Raw genomic sequence first — 14,784 nt, 5'->3', positions numbered from 1 at the left:
CGACGCGGGCCTGCTCCTGTTCGGTGGGCTGGTAACTGGCCCGGTCCTCTTCGTCATCCAGCAGGCGGGTGAAGATGGCGATCGCCTCTTCGGCCTGCGCCAGCGGCAGGGCGGCCAGCCATTCGGTGACGCTGCCGCCTGAGTGCATCAGCTCGTGGGCCTGCTGTTTCAGCGTATCGCTGCTGGCTGCCCGCTTGCTGGCCTGCTCGGCCTCGGCCTCGGCGGTCAGCTGGTCGGCCACGGCATCGCCGGCACCCGGCCAGTTGCGGCTCACAATCAGCCGATCGCCGACCAGTCGCACATATTGGCCGTCGGCGTGGATGATGCTGCCGTGCAGCAGCAGGGCGGCGTTGCTTTCATCAAGACCCATTCGGCCCAGCTCTTTAGCCAGAGCGGATCCTTTCACCCCCGATTTGGATCCTTTCGTACAGTTATTGACAGAACTCCGAGGGGGGCGGCTGCCGCCGCCTGAGGGCAACTCGCTGCGCTCGCTCACTGCAGGCTCGCGCTGCTCGCCCAAACCCGACCCGTTGACCCCCTTGCGCACTATCTGCCAACCCTCGGTGCGGGTGATGGCGGTGGTCTGGCCGATGTCGGTAATCACCCCCATCAGGCGCAGCACATCCTCGCCATACTTGTTGGCGGCTTCATCGAGGCGCTTGGAGAGGCGGATCAGGTGCTCTTTGCGGGGCAGGTCAATGCCGCCCATGGCGTCGATAAAGTCGCCCCAGCGGTTGTTGTCGGCTGCGGTGCGGGCGGCTTCCAAAATGCAATCCCACTCGATCACCTCGTCACCCAGTCGGCGCAGCTCGCGCCACACGCTCACAGCAGGGCCGCCAATCTGCTGAAACTGGCGGATACGCCAGCAGCTCGCCCAGGCCGCCACCGCGATGGTGGTGTGGTCGACCGGTGCCTCTGCCTCGTAGTCCATCCCGACCTTGTGGCCGTCGATGTTCTTGGCGATGTATTTGGCGATATACCCGGTGGCGCTGCCCTTGGTCGGGTCGATCTCCTTCCAGTTCACCCGTGGGTTGATGGCCTTGACCACCGCCGGGCTGTTCACATCGAGCAGCCACTTGATGCGCGGCATCTTGTTGCGGATTTTCATCTCGGCCAGCGCATCGAGCTGGTCGCCGTTGGGCATCTTGAGCTCGGCCCGTTCGGCGGCGGTGAAGTGGTAGGCGAGCAGGGTCAGAAAGTCGCGTTGGTGCTCGGGGTTGATAAACAGCAGGCAATGCCAGTGTGGGGTTCCGTCGTGGTGCGGCTCCACCACCCGAAAACCGAAGGCCATGATCCCCTCGCGGGCCAAGGCGGCCCGAAAGCGGGCCCACTGTTTGCACAGCAGGCGGTTGGTCTCGGTCGGGCAGGCGCCGTTGAACTTCTCGTTCTGGTAGGTCTTCGCCTTGTCTTTGCTGCCCTGGCGCCAGGCGTGATAGCTGGAGGGGGCAGTCAGGGTCAGGAACAGACCCAACTTGCCCTGATCCTGCGCCATGTCCTCAAAGCCGCGCATGCGCACCATCAGCTCATGACGGCGGATCTCGGGGTTGGCGACCGAGCCCATCACCGCATCAACCAGGTCAATCTCTTGCCCCAGCTCCTCATTGACGGCGCTCATGCCTGCCATCCAGGCTTGCTGGGCTGCTTTACGCTGGGTGAACTCACGCACTGCGTGCGCACTGGCGTAGGGGCTGACCCCCTTGCGCACCTGGCCGGTGAGGATGGCAATCAGCTCGCAGTAGATGGCCCAGGCGCGGTTGATCTTGCGCAGCCACCACGACTCGTCGAGCAGGCGCACCAGCAGGCTGGCGGCGGCCCCTTCGAACTTGTCCACCTCGTCGGCCAGGTCGTCCCGCTCTTCTTGGCTCAGGGGGCGACCCAACAGGCGCTCCACCTTGGTGCGTGGGTGAACCGGCAGGGTGGGGCAGAAGTGCCACGCCTTGGCCTGGGCCCCGATATCGGCCAGCAGCTCCGTGGCGGTGCGCTCATGGCCCGCCGCCGCCAGCAGTTGCTGGCAGCGACGGGCCCACTCGGCGGCAACCAGCTCGCGGCGCACATCGTTGCGCAGGTCGATCACCGGTACCGGGAACCGGCTCTGTGCGGCGGCGCAGGTATCGACCATGCGGCGCAGCCAGATGTTGGCGGTCTTGGAGTTGGCCGGGTAGCGGCGCAGGAAGGTCGCGGCCAGCGGCTTGGCAACGTGCCACTCGATGCGGGCAAGTTGCTCGGCCGCCCCGGCCATATTGATGGCGTGGTGCCCGACCAGGTAGTGCTGTGGGAGCTGGATGCCGTGCAGGTTGGTGATGGAGTCGATCATGCGACATCCCCTTGTCGGGTGTCAGTACCGCTACGATCAACAACTGGGTTGTCGCAAAGTCCATAAGCGCTGGAGCAACCAACGTCAGGAGCAAGGCGGGCGAACATATCAAACGTCTTTCCACCCCTGCCAGTCATCGACCAGTCAACCACTCGATTGATGTTCAGCAGATCCTGAGCCTCTTCATGCGTCATCATCTCGACTGACTGACTGCCACCCGCGACACGCGGGCCATAGAAGCTGGATGCCCCGCGCTTGCTGGCCATGCTCACCAGTCGTTCCCACTCTGCGACGCGCTCGATCTCTTCCGGCCAGCGGTTAGCAATTTCACGCAGCTCGTCTTTCCGGCACATGATGCAAGGCATGCAGCCAACACGGCTCAAGCCCTGCTCATAGAGGGGGTTCCATTTCACACCATGCTTGCGGTGAAACTCGAAAACATCCTGCGCAGTCCAGGTAAGGATCGGGCGGTAGTTGATCAGGCCATCACGCACCTCATCTTTCTCAGGCAGTTTTGAGCGCGATGTTGACTCATCTGCGCGCACACCTTGCCAGCTCCATACCTCATCTGTTTCATGGTCTTCCAGCAGAGGGAATAGCACTTGCTGTTGCATTGGGTTGCGCTTCAGTTCTTCGGTGCAGAACCGAGCCATGGCGCTGGGGAAGCGCCCTTTGAGTAGGCAAAGGTCAAGGAATGGTATCCCTGTTGGGGTCAGGACTTCACTGGCTCGTTTGATGAACTCCGCTGGCACTCCTTCAGAGCGCCACTTCGTCATCACAGTGACCAGTTTCCTCCCGAGCTGAATAGAAAAATCCGGCTTGATCCTTCGAATGGCAATGCCTAGCCGTATCTCTAAATAGTTCAGGTAGGCATAGACTTCTGGGTGCTCATGACCGGTATCGCAGAAAACTGCTTGCAGGTTCTCGACGTTCCGCTCGATTGCCAGCAGAAGAGTGGCAGTGGAGTCTTTGCCGCCGGAAACAGAAATAATGTTGTGGTTCATTTACACACCCCGCACTTGCCGTTCACATACTCGTTGGGTTGCAGGTAGCGGCCGCAGGTGGAGCAGGTCGGTACCATGTCCAGGGTGGCGAGCCGATCAGACCAGCAGGTGGCCTCGCAGAAAAACAGGCTGGTGAGCCGGTTACCGCCCAGGATGACCGGGCGCACATGGCTGAACTCGCCGCAGCAACTGCAGCGCATCGAGGGGCGGGCGTTGGCCGGGACGGTCTTCAGCACGGTTTCACTGGCGGCGCGGGCCAGTGGCCAGCAGGTTTCGACACAGTAGGGGTAAGAGCGGCGACCGTGTCGGCCCGCTACCGGTAGACAAACCGCCATCTGGCGGCACTTGGTGCATGGCTCAAGCGTCACGATATGGCTGTTTGCAGGGCGCACGACGCCCAAAGCCGGGGCAAGCCCGGCTGGTTTCTGGTGAGTCATTAGATGGCGCCTCCGGTGTAGAGAGACTGGATATTGCTCGATGCCTGACGGGCAGCCTGACGAGCTTGGCGGCACAAGGTCAGATGGGTTCTGGCCGGCGTGCGCTGGCCATGGGGACCATCTGCGCGCAGCTCGACTAGGTCAAGCTGCAGGCCGTGCAGGCGCGCCTCGGCGTTCAGCATTTTGTCGACCCACTGGTCGATCTGCTGTTGGTGGCTCATTTGATGGTCTCCCCCAGTCCATGGAGTGGCTCGCACTCGGCCCACCACTCGGCGATCTCTGTGGCCAGCGCGACTTCACCGCCACCCAGCGCCAGCCAATAAACTGCGCGGATGGCGCCAAGTGCCAGCAGCTCCTGGGCGATGTTGCGGTTTCGGCGGGCATCACTGCCCGAGGTGTTGAACTCCTCCTGCGCTGCTTCCCAGTGCTTGGTCAGTGGGCTGACCGGTGCTGGCGGCTGCATATGGGCGGGTCCAGATTCGGCGCCACCCAGCTCGTCGACCGGCGGCTCCAGTTCGAACAGGTCATCATGCATGTCGGCCCCCTTTGGTGTTCAGATTCAGCCAGAGCGAGCGCCAGGCATGTGCATTGGCGGCATGGTGCTGTGCCGCGATGTCGTCGGAGCGAGTCATATTGCGGCGCCGTGCCAGTCTGGCCAGATGCCAATGGCACTCCTTCACATTGCGTAGTGCGTTCGAAATCGCTACATTGCGCATATCAGTTACCTCAGTTGCTGATGGAAACCCCGCTGGTGCGCCAACACCGATAGCGGGGTTTTTTATTGGCCGTTTCCGGCCACCTTCTGCAAAACCGCTCTGCGGTTTTCCAATACGCTGGCCTGCTCGTTGAGCTCGGCCCGGCGCTTGTTCTCAAGCTCTGCCTGTTCCTGCTCGCTGCGGGTCGGTCCCTCAATGCGGCGGGTGGTGCGGTGCCACTCGCGGCGGTGCAGCACGCCGCCATCAAACTCGTGCAGGGTGGCGAGCAACTCCCCCAGGGCGAGGCGGATCGCCTCTTGCTGGTCAAAATCGAACTGGCCCAGCTCGCGGGTGCCATAGGTGGTCGATAACCCGGCGGCGTAACATATGACGGCGCGGGCCCGGGTCGGCAGGCGTGACCAGCGGCTGGCCGCCCCATTGCGGCCGAACTGGGCGCGCATCTCGGCCAGCGCCACCTCTGCGGCGCTGGGTGGTTGAGTGAACCCGATTACCTGTGCGGTGTTCATGGGGTGGCCCTCCGGTTATGCCTGCAGCAGCCTGACCAGCCAGTGGCGGTGTGGCTGGCAAGCGGGCTGGAAGCGCAGTGCGCCACGGCGGCCGCGCTGGTCTTCCAGATAACTGCCGTCAAAGCGGGTGGTGTTGCGCATTACCGGCTCGTCGCCGTTGGTGACGACCGTGGCGCGGGTGAACAGCAAGAACGGCAGCGGGATCAGGCCCGTCTGCTCGGCGCGAAGTTTGCTCATGGGGCCACCGCCTTCGCTCTGCGCGGGACCATGGGCAGCACAATGGCCGGGTTGGGCATGGCACTGGGGCTGATGGTCGCGATGATCTCGAACCCCGCCTTGAAGGTGTGGCCGCACTCCACATTGCTGCACTGGTAAGTGGCAATGCCGCACAGCGGGCTCATCCGGGTGGAGGTGCGGGTGCTGGCGCGAGATCCGCAGTGGGGGCAAATCAATCTCATGTCTGGTCTCCTATGCGCCGAGGGCTGCGCGGGCCATGTCGGCAGCACACGCAAGACCAGGGACGGCGTGAAAGCGGTCTTCGACCTCGGTAGCCAGCAGCACCAGGTGCTCGATGCCAGCCCAGATGCCGGAGACGACGGTGTTTCGGTTGGATTTGGTGACGCGGTCACCGGCAAGCAGCGTGGTCGCCTGAGCGGTGACGCCCAGGATCTGGGCCCCCGCATTGAGTGCCTGCTGGGCGCGCGCTTCTGGTGCGGTGGTCGCCGCCGCCGGCAAGCGCACGGCCGTCAGTTGGCAATCAAACAGCAGCCCGTCGAACAGGGTGTCGTCACCGGTGACGCGGTAGAGGTCGATAAGGTCAGTTGCCGTCAACTTGTGCCGCGCCTGCGCCGGGTTGAACTTGTTGCGCAGCACATCGGCGCTCATGCCGATCTGCGCGGCCAGGTCGGTCAGGTTGTGCACCTGCTTGAAGCGGTCGCAGGCGCTGGCGAAGTGGCGGTGTAGGTTTTGTTGACAGTTAGACACTTTCGGCTCCTGTTCGCAGTCGCTACTGTGGGATCAAGCCACAGAGCGGGATGTGGGCTTCTTGGTCAGCGCACGGCTTGCCAGCCGCCGCCCGGAGTTCTCATTGACCAGCTTGAAATACTGCTCCGGCTCGCTGGCCATCTCGCGCCAGCGCACCAGATTGACCCAGGGCTGATCGCCGGCGCGCAGCTTGGGAATGATGGGAATACGGCCATCGGCAATCATGTCCTGGGCGGTGCGCTTGGGGAGCTTGAACTTGTAGACGTCGAGCAGCATGTCCAAAAAGGCATCGAGCGGAATGGCCGGCAGTGCTTGCAAGGCCAGCCCTTGCTTGATGGCCGCCAGCTCACGCAGTACCTCGGTGATGGGCTCGACAGGATGACTTTCCATCGTCATGGCGATCTCCTTACTGCGCCGGGCGGGCAGAAGGTGCCGCCGGGTTGGCTTTCAACTGGCCACCGGTCAGCACTTCGATTTGGTAGGCACGGCCTTGGGGAATGGTCTCGCCCCACTGAGATACGGCCCCCTTGTTAATACCTAGTGCTCTAGCAAGGGCCGCTTTTGAGCCGAAATATTTGACGGCATGGCTTGTTGTCATAGTTACATCTCTCTGTTTTGAAAGCTTAACTTGTTGTGATTTCCAAACACGGCAAGGTTAAGTCTTCACAACTTCTGATGTCAAGCATTCACAACATGATATGGTTTATATTCCTTAACCATGAAAAGCGAACGCATCAAAGAACTTCGGAAAAAACATGGCCTTACCCAACAAAAGTTGGGTGAGTTAGTTGGCGTCAATAAGGCATCCATTTCGCAATGGGAGCAGGGCGAGTACGCACCAAGTGGTGATAATCTCGTGGCTCTTGCGAAAGCGTTAGGAGTCTCTGCGCACTGGCTAGCAACAGGGAAGGGCTCCCCAGACCCTTCAGTTGTCTTGGCAGATGAGGCTCATCCAACTGCTGGGGTTGACAGTTCCAATGATTTTTCGGAACGGAATGTTTCGGAATATGTGAATAAGCTTTTTGAAGAATGGGCGAAGAGCAAGAACCTTATTGCCTTGTCTGCCGTGCCATTGAGTAAGACGGCTTCTGTGCTAAATGAAAATGATGTGAAATTTAGTAACGTCGAACTTGCAGAGATCCCAGTTGGACGGCGAGTGCCGATTCTGAGTTATGTCCAGGCGGGCAACTGGCGTGAGATGTGTGAACAGGCCAGCGGGTTTGATGGCAATGTCGAGTATGTGTCTGCCAGTATCGATATTGGCCCTCGCGGATTTGGTCTCTGGCTGCGAGGCAATTCCATGACCCCGATGTTCAACGAAGGGGACCTGGTCATCATCGACCCCGATGAACAACCACGGCCGGGTGACTATGTGGTCGCCAAGAACGGCAGCGAAGAGGCCACCTTCAAGAAGTACCGCCCCCGTGGCATCGACGAGAACGGGCAAGAGGTCTTCGAACTGGTACCCCTCAACGACGATTTCCCCACCATGCACTCCGACCGGCAGCACATCGAAATCATCGGCGTGATGGTAGAACACCGGATTTTCAGAAAACGATAGGGCGCTGATGCGCCCTTTTTGTATCCGACTTCAGTAGGAGTTGTAATGCCGCATTCAAAGGATGTGCTTGAGCAAGCGATAGAAAAACTCTCAGTAATGGTGAACGTTGCAACAGGTATCGTGCACCCAGCTGATGGCTCAATGGCTAAGGAATTGTTCAAGGCGCTTCATCAGCGCGGGGTTTCTTGTGGGCATGATGCTGTCTTGAAAATTGCTAAACGCCAAGGCTGGAGTGAAAAGCACGCTAAATCCTTGGCTGAATTGGCTGGGAAAATAGATCAAGGTGGCAGAGTGCAGATTTCCCATAAAACTGGATGGGGTGAACGGACGGTCTCTGACCTTTTGACCCGGATTGACCTCTAAAGGGGGCCACCGTTCACCACCCGTCGATCAAAGCGAGCGAGCATCTTGTTTTCCTCATGGTCGCACCATCTTTTGAGGATGAGCATAAGGTCGTGATGGTAATCATCAGGGGTCGCATTGTAGAGCGCGTTCCATTCAGGATGGTCGAGCGAACAGAAATAGTCCGAGGCGGCACTGAACAGTTTGTGGTTCAAACCGACCCTGCATTTCTCGGCCTGCTGATTACGTATGGTTTTTAGAGTGTGCATAGGTTACCCCGTTACTTCTTTCGCTGGTCAGCATCACGTAACGCATTAGGCAGTGACCAGCTCAACGCTTCGGCAAGGTAATCCAGATTCAGGGTGGGAAGCGTGGTTTCCCAATAGGCTCGGGCGTTAATCCGATCCATTTCACCCTCGATCTGCATCCGAATCGTCCGGGCCAGGTTGTGAATGGTCTCGGCCTTTTCCTTGTTCTCTTGAAAGGGAGTTTTCATGGCAAGCACCAACATTGAACAGTTTGATTTGATGGTCGGTAAGACGTTCGCATACCTCTATAACCGCTTTCCGATGCCAGCCTACCTTAGTGTCGGTACACTGATTGGTGAAGACAAAGTGTATGTGGAAGACGAATTCACAGGAGCAGAGCTGACTCCGGAGGCTGAGTTTGCTTTTGCTACTTATGCGTGGTTGCTTAATGCAGGCTATATCAATGGCAAGGAATACTTCAATGAGGGTATCGGCGATGCCGTACTCTCAGCCAAGGGGTTGGAAACGTTGAAAGCTGTGCCCGACAGTTTGCAAGGTAGCTTGGGCGAGCGTCTTCAAGAGGCGGCAAGTCACCATGGTGCTGATTTAGTTAAGTCGCTGGCTTCCGAGGCTCTGTCGTTTGGGGTGAGATTATTGCTATAGGTTTGTAATTACAGTTAGTAATATAAAAATAAACGTATGGTTGGAGAACAAATGTCGAAAAGTGACAATAAAAATGGCTGGTATTTCATCATTTTTATTTTAGTGGTTGTACTTGTAGTGTGGTACTTTTATCCATTCTGGAGTTATTGGTATAAAGACTCTTTTGATAATGTCAAGCTGTTAGAGATGGGAGTTTTTGGTGATTCCTATGGTGCATTAAATACTCTTTTTTCAGCATTGGCCTTCACCGGAATTATTGCATCAATTTACTTCCAGAGGGAGGAGTTGAAAGCAACGAGAGAGGAGCTGGAGGCAACCAGATATGAAATGAAGTATCAAGGTGAGCAATTTGAAGCACAGACAACCGCACTGAAGCTACAAGTCTTCGAAAACACATTTTTTAATATGTTGAAGCTGTTTAATGACATTGTTGAATCCATGGCCATTCCAGGGCTTGGCGGTAACATTATTACCGGAAGGCGATGTTTTCGTCAGTTATGCGAGGACATGGCGGATTATCAATATAGAAGTGATATGGCTGGACTTGATTGTATCTCAATTTACGAAGCATATTATATTGCGGCTGAGGATAAAATAGGACACTACAATAGGGTCATGTATCAGTTATTTGAGCTCGTTGTGAACTCAGCACTGCATGAAGAACAAAAGGTGAAATATATAGAGATACTTCGTGCTCAGTTATCAACATATGAATTGATATTGTTATCCATGCATTCTTCGAGCAAGTATGGGGGTGAGAATGCAAAACGATTTGTTGAGGTATATAGTCTTCTCGAATGTATATCAATAAAACTGTTCGTTGAAATGTTGAATGGCAGTAAGTTGGTTGAAGAAGTTATAAAAGGCTATGAAATTTGTGCATATGGGAATCAACGTGAGGAGGTTTTAATGATTCTTAAGTGAAGTTGATTTTTTAGCTTGGTGGTGAATGTCTATCTTGGTGGGATTTTTTAGTTAATTATATATGGGTTTTTGGAGGGATAATGCCAGCGTTGATTATGATTTATATTGTGATGAGTACGTTTCTATCATTTTGGGATTTTGAAATCGACGGAGAAACGTCTCATTCCGTACAGAGCTCTATCATCTGGCAGACTTTTTATATGTCTGAGGAACAGATGAAGGTGTATCTATCGGATTTGGATATGCTGCCAGTACGCTCGAATATGGGGTTGGATGGATTGGAAGTAGGGGATATCCACGATATTGCCAATGAAGAGCGGCGCAGAAGGGGAATGGACGAGGTAGATTATCCTTGGCAGGGACCATTTTCCTTCGCCTATACCACTTATATCAGGCCAGCTATCTTACTTGCTGTTGACTCCAATGCCTTTGAGTTTGAAATGGGGAAAAGTCTGCTGAAAGAACAAATGGGACTATGACCGTCCGCAAACTCGATGACGGCAAGCCGCTACCCTGGCTTGCCGATATACGCCCAGGTGGTCGCAATGGTCCGCGCAGGCGCAAGCGATTTGCCACCAAAGGCGAGGCGGCTGCCTGGGAGCTGTGGCAGCTTGAGCAGTTCGCCGAAAAGCCTTGGCTAGGTGATGATGAGCAGGCCGCCGAACCGGTGACAGATACCCGGCGCTTGTCTGATTTGGTCGAGCGTTGGTATGGCCTGCATGGTCAGAGCCTGCGTGATGGCGAGCAGCGGCGCTCCAAGCTGTTGCTGATCTGCGAGAGCCTGGGCAATCCGCTGGCCAGCGAATTTACCGGCAATGACTTTGCCAAGTATCGGGAGGCCCGCCTTTCTGGTGCTGTGAGCGATCGGCGGGCGGCAACGCAAGAGGGGAAGGGGGTGAGCGCATCGACGGTGAACCGCGATCACGCTTACCTGCGGGCCGTGTTCAATGAGCTCAAGCGGCTGGGAGAGTGGACGGCAGAGAACCCGCTGGCCGGGATGAGGCTTTACCGGGTCACAGAATCCGAGCTGGCGTTTCTATACCCTGACGAGATCAAGGCGCTGCTCGATGCTTGTGACACGGCCAGCAATCCCGATCTCGGCATTGTGGTGCGGCTCTGCTTGGCGACTGGGGCGCGTTGGGGGGAAATCCAGGATCTGACCCAGTCACAGGTGTCACAGAACCGGTTGACCTTCACCCACACCAAGGGCGGCAAGCGCCGAACCGTGCCCATTCACCAGGAGCTGATCGACATCATCCCCAAACGCCGGGGCAAGCTGTTCAGCGAGTGTTACCACCACTTTGAATCGGCCATCAACAAGGCAGGCATTCAGCTACCGGCGGGGCAGAGTACCCACGTGCTGCGGCACACCTTTGCCAGCCATTTTATGATGAACGGGGGGAACATTTTGGTGTTGCAAAAGATACTCGGGCACTCGACCATCACCATGACGATGCGCTATGCCCACTTTGCCCCGGACCACTTGGAAGATGCGTTGCGGCTCAATCCGTTGACAGTGAACAAGCTGCGGTAGTGTCCACATTTGATCCACACAGCTCGCAGAACACCGCATTTTTCCGCATAATGGCGTGCGCCTAAGTGACTGTATTTATTTAACTATTTGATTTTAAAGGCTGGGTGCAGGCATTTAAAATCCCTCGACGTTCGCGTCGTGCCGGTTCGATTCCGGCCTCGGCACCATTAAAATTGAAGAAAAAGCCTTACAGATTAAACAGATACGACGCTTCATTGCGTCGTTTTTGTTTTACCCCCCCCCCAGAATGTCTTTCCCACTTTTGCTGAATTGGCCATTTCCTGTCCAGGTGACTTGTTGCTCCCTGTGATTTGCTGTAATCGGCTGGCTGAGTGCTCCGACATAGGCAAGCAGATGTGTCTTGACACTGCGCCGAGGTTGTCTAGGGATGGTCTTTGGTACTGAAGCTAGCGCGGCTTGTTATGGCGCCTGGGCCTCGCGTTTCGTTGGCCAGCAAACAGATTTGAATCCTATGGTTGTATTCATTTTCCCGGGCTGGTCTTGTGGACAAGTTCGGCAATCCAGTCAGCAAATGCACGCACGGCAGGAGACAGAAAACGCTGATGGGGATAAAGCAATGTGACTGGCACCGATGGCGGTTGCCAATCTGCTAGCACCTCGATAAGCCTTCCTGCCTGCAGGTGCTCCAGTACAACATTCTCGGCAAGCTGGATGAGGCCAAAGCCATCGAGGCACATCTTGATATAAAGCCCCGTGTCATTGACGGCTGCGGTGCCGCTCACAGTAACCGATAGAGTCTCTTTACCGCGGACAAAGCGCATTTCGTTTGCATGCCTGGCGAGGCCCGAAAAGTAGTGGACCGCCTGGTGCACAGACAGTTCTTCAGGGGACTGGGGAACACCGTTTTCGTGAAGGTATTCAGGCGAGGCGCAGGTTACCCACCGAAACCGGCCAAGGGGACGAGCAACAAGGGTGGAGTTATTCAGCTCTCCTGTTCTGATCACGCAGTCCACACCTTCCTGAACAAGATCAACCTGCCGGTCACTCACACCTATCATCAGGTAGATATCTGGATAACGTTGGTGAAAGTCTCTGAGATTCGGCATGACGATGGAATGTGCTATCCCGCTCGGCATATCAACCCGCAAACGCCCCTGTGGCCGCTTGATAGCCTCCGTCAGGCTGGACTCGGCATGTTCAATCAATGAGAGTATTTCCCTGCACTGGCCAAGATACTGCAGGCCTTCAGGGGTGAGGTTCACCCGCCTCGTTGTTCTGTTCAGCAGGCGCACCTGCAGGTATTTTTCGAGGTTTTTAATCGTACTGCTGACTGTCGAGGAAGGCAGTGAGAGGGTCTCTGCTGCCTGCACGAAGCTTCCGGTCTCAGCAACCCGCATAAAGATCTGCATAGCCTGAATACGATCCACAGCCCTTCTCCCTTGAGACGATAACTCTACCGATAGTTCCCATGATTATTCGAAAATCATGAATTATGAAAACAGTTTGGTCATCTTTTTCAGGGTAATAGAGTGCCGTATCTTTTTGCCATTGGCTAGAAAAGAGGCTCTTGAAATGACCGGATACGTTAGAAATATTGTTAATAATCAAGATGTAATACCTGATTCAATCTTGATCAAGGGGGCCACGATCCTCAGCATGGATGAGAGCGTGGGTAACATTGAACGTGGAGACATTCTGATCAGTGGATCAACCATTACGGCCATAGGCGAGAATCTGGAGGCGAATGGTGCCCGTATCATCAATGCTACGAACATGATCGCCATGCCGGGGATGGTGGATTCTCATCGCCACTCCTGGGAGGGACAACTGCGCCGCATCAATCCGAATGCCACTTGTCTGGAAGACTACAGCAACGCCACGCACTTCTCTTTCGCCAAGTACTATCGCCCTGCCGATATGTATATCGGCAACCTGCTGACGGCACTGGGCTGCATTGATGCAGGCATCACCACCGTCATTGACAATTCCCATAACAGCCGCACCGCAGCCCATTCGGACGCCGCCGTCGAGGCCCTGCTGGATGCAGGGTCCGTGCCATACACGCCTCCGGCGCACCGGTATCGGGGGAATGGGACAAGGCTCATTGGCCGGGTAACTGGCAACGCCTGCAAGAGAAATATTTCAAGGACAACCCAGAGAGCCTGGTTTCCCTTGCTGTCATGGCCCAGCTGGAGCCTGCATTGTGGGCCGAGGCTCGCAGGCTGGGACTGCCGATCGTCACTGAATTCTTTGGTTCTTTTATGGCGTCTGAGCTGGAGTCACTGCATCGGCGCGGTCTGCTCGGCCCGGACAATATTTTCAATCACTGTACGTCACTGCCAGATGAGGGATGGAAGATCCTGCGAGAAGCCGGTGTCCGGGTGAATGTCTGCCCGCGCTCCGATGCGCACTATGGCATCGAGGACGGTATGTTTGCCATCCAGGCGGCGCAGCGTCATGGCATCAACCCTGGCCTCAGCGTCGACAATGAAACCTCTTACAGCACTGATATGTTTATGGAAATGCGCGTGGCATTTTACCTGCAACGGGTGATGGGCATGCATCAGCAGCACTGCTGCGGCTCCGACCACTCGCTGACCACGCTGCCGGCTGCCCAACTTCTCAAATCGGCGACTGTCGATGGTGCTGCCTGTGCAGGGCTGCTGGACAAGGTAGGGAGCCTGACGCCAGGAAAACAGGCGGATCTCATTCTGATCAATGTTGGCGATATCAACCTCTACCCGTCCGGCAATGCCTTTGGCACCGTGGTGCATGCGACAGAGCGCAGCAACATTGATACCGTCATTATTGGCGGGCGCATCGTCAAGCAGCATGGCAAGGTGCTGGGCGTAGACAGCACGCGCCTTCGCGCCGCCATTGATGAGTCCCGTGAGCATCTGTTTGCCGCCGCCGGGTATGAGCCTGACATTTTTGCTGACGCCTTCCTGCCGCTGGCACAGGCACACTGACAGGTATGCAACCCATGAGCACGCTGTATTACGTCATCGCTTTTGCCGCAGGTCTCGGGATCACGCTGCAGACAACTCTGAATAGCCAGCTGGCACGAGGACTCGGGGGCGATTCGGTCACCGCCGCATTGTTCTCCTTCGCGGCCGGTGCATTCAGCCTCGGGGTCTTCTCGCTGCTGCGTGGCGGATTATTCACCTCGCTTGCGGCCATTCCATCACAGCCTCTGTGGAGTCTGGCTGGCGGCCTGATCGGAGCTTGCGCGCTGTTCAGCTACATCGTGCTCGCACCGAAAATCGGGTTTTCAGCCCTGCTTGGGTTGGCCATCGTCGGACAGTTGCTCTCATCCCAGGTCATCGACCATTTTGGTCTGCTTGGCACCATCCAGCGTCCGGTATCTTTGATAAAGCTGGGTGGAATGTTGGTCATGCTGACCGGGCTCGTCATCATGTTGTTCGGTGATCGGTTAGCTGAGCGCCTTATGCACTGATGAAGCGGCCTTCTGATGTTTTGACCTTCACGAACGTCTGCCCAGGGGCAGGCGTTCTGCTGATGGGGTTTGCATCCCGGCTCAGTTCCATGACCTGAATAGGGGGACACAAAGAGGCTCGCCTGACCTGGTC

Annotated in this window: 23 protein-coding genes; 9 read left to right on the top strand and 14 right to left on the bottom strand. The window is 56.5% G+C overall.

Going from position 1 to position 14,784, the window contains the following annotated elements; all coding sequences use genetic code 11:
* From AB5Y59_RS05225 to AB5Y59_RS05175, 11 genes are all read right to left on the bottom strand, one after another.
* Positions 1–2,314, bottom strand: a 2,314-nt coding sequence (locus AB5Y59_RS05225) for a replication endonuclease (RefSeq protein ID WP_368211601.1), incomplete at its 3' end; no start/stop codon positions are given.
* Entirely contained in the window at positions 2,311–3,318 is a 1,008-nt protein-coding gene (locus AB5Y59_RS05220; RefSeq protein ID WP_368211599.1) for a phosphoadenosine phosphosulfate reductase family protein, read from the bottom strand. The genes AB5Y59_RS05225 and AB5Y59_RS05220, both read right to left, overlap by 4 nt.
* On the bottom strand, positions 3,315–3,686 hold the full coding sequence (locus tag AB5Y59_RS05215) for a hypothetical protein (protein ID WP_368211598.1): 372 nt from the start codon (positions 3,684–3,686) through the stop codon (positions 3,315–3,317). The genes AB5Y59_RS05220 and AB5Y59_RS05215 overlap by 4 nt, the downstream gene beginning before the upstream one ends.
* Positions 3,687–3,754: 68 nt before the next feature.
* Complete coding sequence (locus tag AB5Y59_RS05210) at positions 3,755–3,976, bottom strand: hypothetical protein (protein ID WP_139392791.1); 222 nt, start codon at positions 3,974–3,976, stop codon at positions 3,755–3,757.
* Complete coding sequence (locus AB5Y59_RS05205; RefSeq protein WP_319916698.1) at positions 3,973–4,290, bottom strand: hypothetical protein; 318 nt, start codon at positions 4,288–4,290, stop codon at positions 3,973–3,975. The genes AB5Y59_RS05210 and AB5Y59_RS05205 overlap by 4 nt, the downstream gene beginning before the upstream one ends.
* Positions 4,291–4,533: 243 nt before the next feature.
* Entirely contained in the window at positions 4,534–4,977 is a 444-nt protein-coding gene (locus AB5Y59_RS05200) for a hypothetical protein (RefSeq protein WP_368211596.1), read from the bottom strand.
* Between the two features lie 15 nt (positions 4,978–4,992).
* The gene (locus tag AB5Y59_RS05195) at positions 4,993–5,214 is read right to left on the bottom strand and encodes a hypothetical protein (RefSeq protein ID WP_202044456.1); all 222 of its coding nucleotides are present in this window, start codon (positions 5,212–5,214) and stop codon (positions 4,993–4,995) included.
* Positions 5,211–5,435, bottom strand: a complete 225-nt coding sequence (locus AB5Y59_RS05190; protein WP_139737505.1) for an ogr/Delta-like zinc finger family protein — start codon at positions 5,433–5,435, stop codon at positions 5,211–5,213. Before AB5Y59_RS05190 ends, AB5Y59_RS05195 begins: the two co-directional genes overlap by 4 nt.
* Positions 5,436–5,445: 10 nt before the next feature.
* Positions 5,446–5,961, bottom strand: coding sequence for a phage regulatory CII family protein (locus AB5Y59_RS05185; protein WP_368211595.1), 516 nt, complete (start codon positions 5,959–5,961; stop codon positions 5,446–5,448).
* A gap of 33 nt (positions 5,962–5,994) precedes the next feature.
* On the bottom strand, positions 5,995–6,357 hold the full coding sequence (locus tag AB5Y59_RS05180; RefSeq protein ID WP_041214936.1) for a hypothetical protein: 363 nt from the start codon (positions 6,355–6,357) through the stop codon (positions 5,995–5,997).
* Positions 6,358–6,367: 10 nt separating this feature from the next.
* Positions 6,368–6,559, bottom strand: a complete 192-nt coding sequence (locus AB5Y59_RS05175; RefSeq protein ID WP_183149783.1) for a Cro/CI family transcriptional regulator — start codon at positions 6,557–6,559, stop codon at positions 6,368–6,370.
* Between the two features lie 120 nt (positions 6,560–6,679).
* On the opposite strand from AB5Y59_RS05175, the gene AB5Y59_RS05170 reads away from it, so the two are divergent.
* A complete protein-coding gene (locus AB5Y59_RS05170) occupies positions 6,680–7,522 on the top strand; it encodes an XRE family transcriptional regulator (protein ID WP_232090134.1) in 843 nt (280 codons plus the stop codon).
* Positions 7,523–7,567: 45 nt separating this feature from the next.
* Positions 7,568–7,885 carry a DUF1889 family protein gene (locus tag AB5Y59_RS05165; protein WP_368211594.1) on the top strand — a complete coding sequence of 106 codons (318 nt, stop codon included), beginning with the start codon at positions 7,568–7,570 and terminating at the stop codon, positions 7,883–7,885.
* On the opposite strand, the gene AB5Y59_RS05160 is transcribed toward AB5Y59_RS05165, so the two are convergent.
* Both AB5Y59_RS05160 and AB5Y59_RS05155 read right to left on the bottom strand, forming a co-directional pair.
* On the bottom strand, positions 7,882–8,079 hold the full coding sequence (locus AB5Y59_RS05160; protein WP_368211593.1) for a hypothetical protein: 198 nt from the start codon (positions 8,077–8,079) through the stop codon (positions 7,882–7,884). The genes AB5Y59_RS05165 and AB5Y59_RS05160 overlap by 4 nt on opposite strands.
* A 65-nt stretch (positions 8,080–8,144) precedes the next feature.
* A complete protein-coding gene (locus AB5Y59_RS05155; protein WP_368211592.1) occupies positions 8,145–8,360 on the bottom strand; it encodes a hypothetical protein in 216 nt (71 codons plus the stop codon).
* Between AB5Y59_RS05155 and AB5Y59_RS05150 the strand changes: the two genes are divergently transcribed.
* The 4 genes from AB5Y59_RS05150 (at position 8,359) to AB5Y59_RS05135 (ending at position 11,233) form a co-directional block, all read left to right on the top strand.
* On the top strand, positions 8,359–8,775 hold the full coding sequence (locus AB5Y59_RS05150) for a hypothetical protein (protein WP_368211591.1): 417 nt from the start codon (positions 8,359–8,361) through the stop codon (positions 8,773–8,775). The two genes, AB5Y59_RS05155 and AB5Y59_RS05150, sit on opposite strands and share 2 nt — an antisense overlap.
* Positions 8,776–8,826: 51 nt before the next feature.
* Positions 8,827–9,699, top strand: coding sequence for a putative phage abortive infection protein (locus AB5Y59_RS05145; protein WP_368211589.1), 873 nt, complete (start codon positions 8,827–8,829; stop codon positions 9,697–9,699).
* Between the two features lie 80 nt (positions 9,700–9,779).
* Positions 9,780–10,178, top strand: coding sequence for a hypothetical protein (locus tag AB5Y59_RS05140; protein WP_041214944.1), 399 nt, complete (start codon positions 9,780–9,782; stop codon positions 10,176–10,178).
* The gene (locus AB5Y59_RS05135; protein WP_041214945.1) at positions 10,175–11,233 is read left to right on the top strand and encodes a tyrosine-type recombinase/integrase; all 1,059 of its coding nucleotides are present in this window, start codon (positions 10,175–10,177) and stop codon (positions 11,231–11,233) included. The genes AB5Y59_RS05140 and AB5Y59_RS05135 overlap by 4 nt, the downstream gene beginning before the upstream one ends.
* Positions 11,234–11,715: 482 nt before the next feature.
* On the opposite strand, the gene AB5Y59_RS05130 is transcribed toward AB5Y59_RS05135, so the two are convergent.
* A complete protein-coding gene (locus AB5Y59_RS05130; protein ID WP_041213122.1) occupies positions 11,716–12,621 on the bottom strand; it encodes a LysR family transcriptional regulator in 906 nt (301 codons plus the stop codon).
* A 58-nt stretch (positions 12,622–12,679) separates the two neighbouring features.
* On the opposite strand from AB5Y59_RS05130, the gene AB5Y59_RS05125 reads away from it, so the two are divergent.
* From AB5Y59_RS05125 to AB5Y59_RS05115, 3 genes are read left to right on the top strand one after another with little or no spacing between them, the layout of a single operon-like run.
* On the top strand, positions 12,680–13,579 hold the full coding sequence (locus tag AB5Y59_RS05125; protein WP_368211604.1) for a hypothetical protein: 900 nt from the start codon (positions 12,680–12,682) through the stop codon (positions 13,577–13,579).
* Positions 13,468–14,163 (top strand): amidohydrolase family protein, encoded by a 696-nt coding sequence (locus tag AB5Y59_RS05120; protein ID WP_368211602.1) that lies wholly within the window; start codon positions 13,468–13,470, stop codon positions 14,161–14,163. The genes AB5Y59_RS05125 and AB5Y59_RS05120 overlap by 112 nt, the downstream gene beginning before the upstream one ends.
* 14 nt (positions 14,164–14,177) lie before the next feature.
* A complete protein-coding gene (locus tag AB5Y59_RS05115; protein ID WP_368211586.1) occupies positions 14,178–14,651 on the top strand; it encodes a DMT family transporter in 474 nt (157 codons plus the stop codon).
* Positions 14,652–14,784 lie beyond the last annotated feature (133 nt).

It is taken from the genome of Aeromonas sp. s10, from assembly GCF_040907975.1.
In the GTDB taxonomy this organism is placed as follows: domain Bacteria; phylum Pseudomonadota; class Gammaproteobacteria; order Enterobacterales; family Aeromonadaceae; genus Aeromonas; species Aeromonas caviae.
The sequence above is the reverse complement of the archived record's forward strand: the minus strand, read 5'-3'. Positions and strand labels throughout refer to the sequence as shown.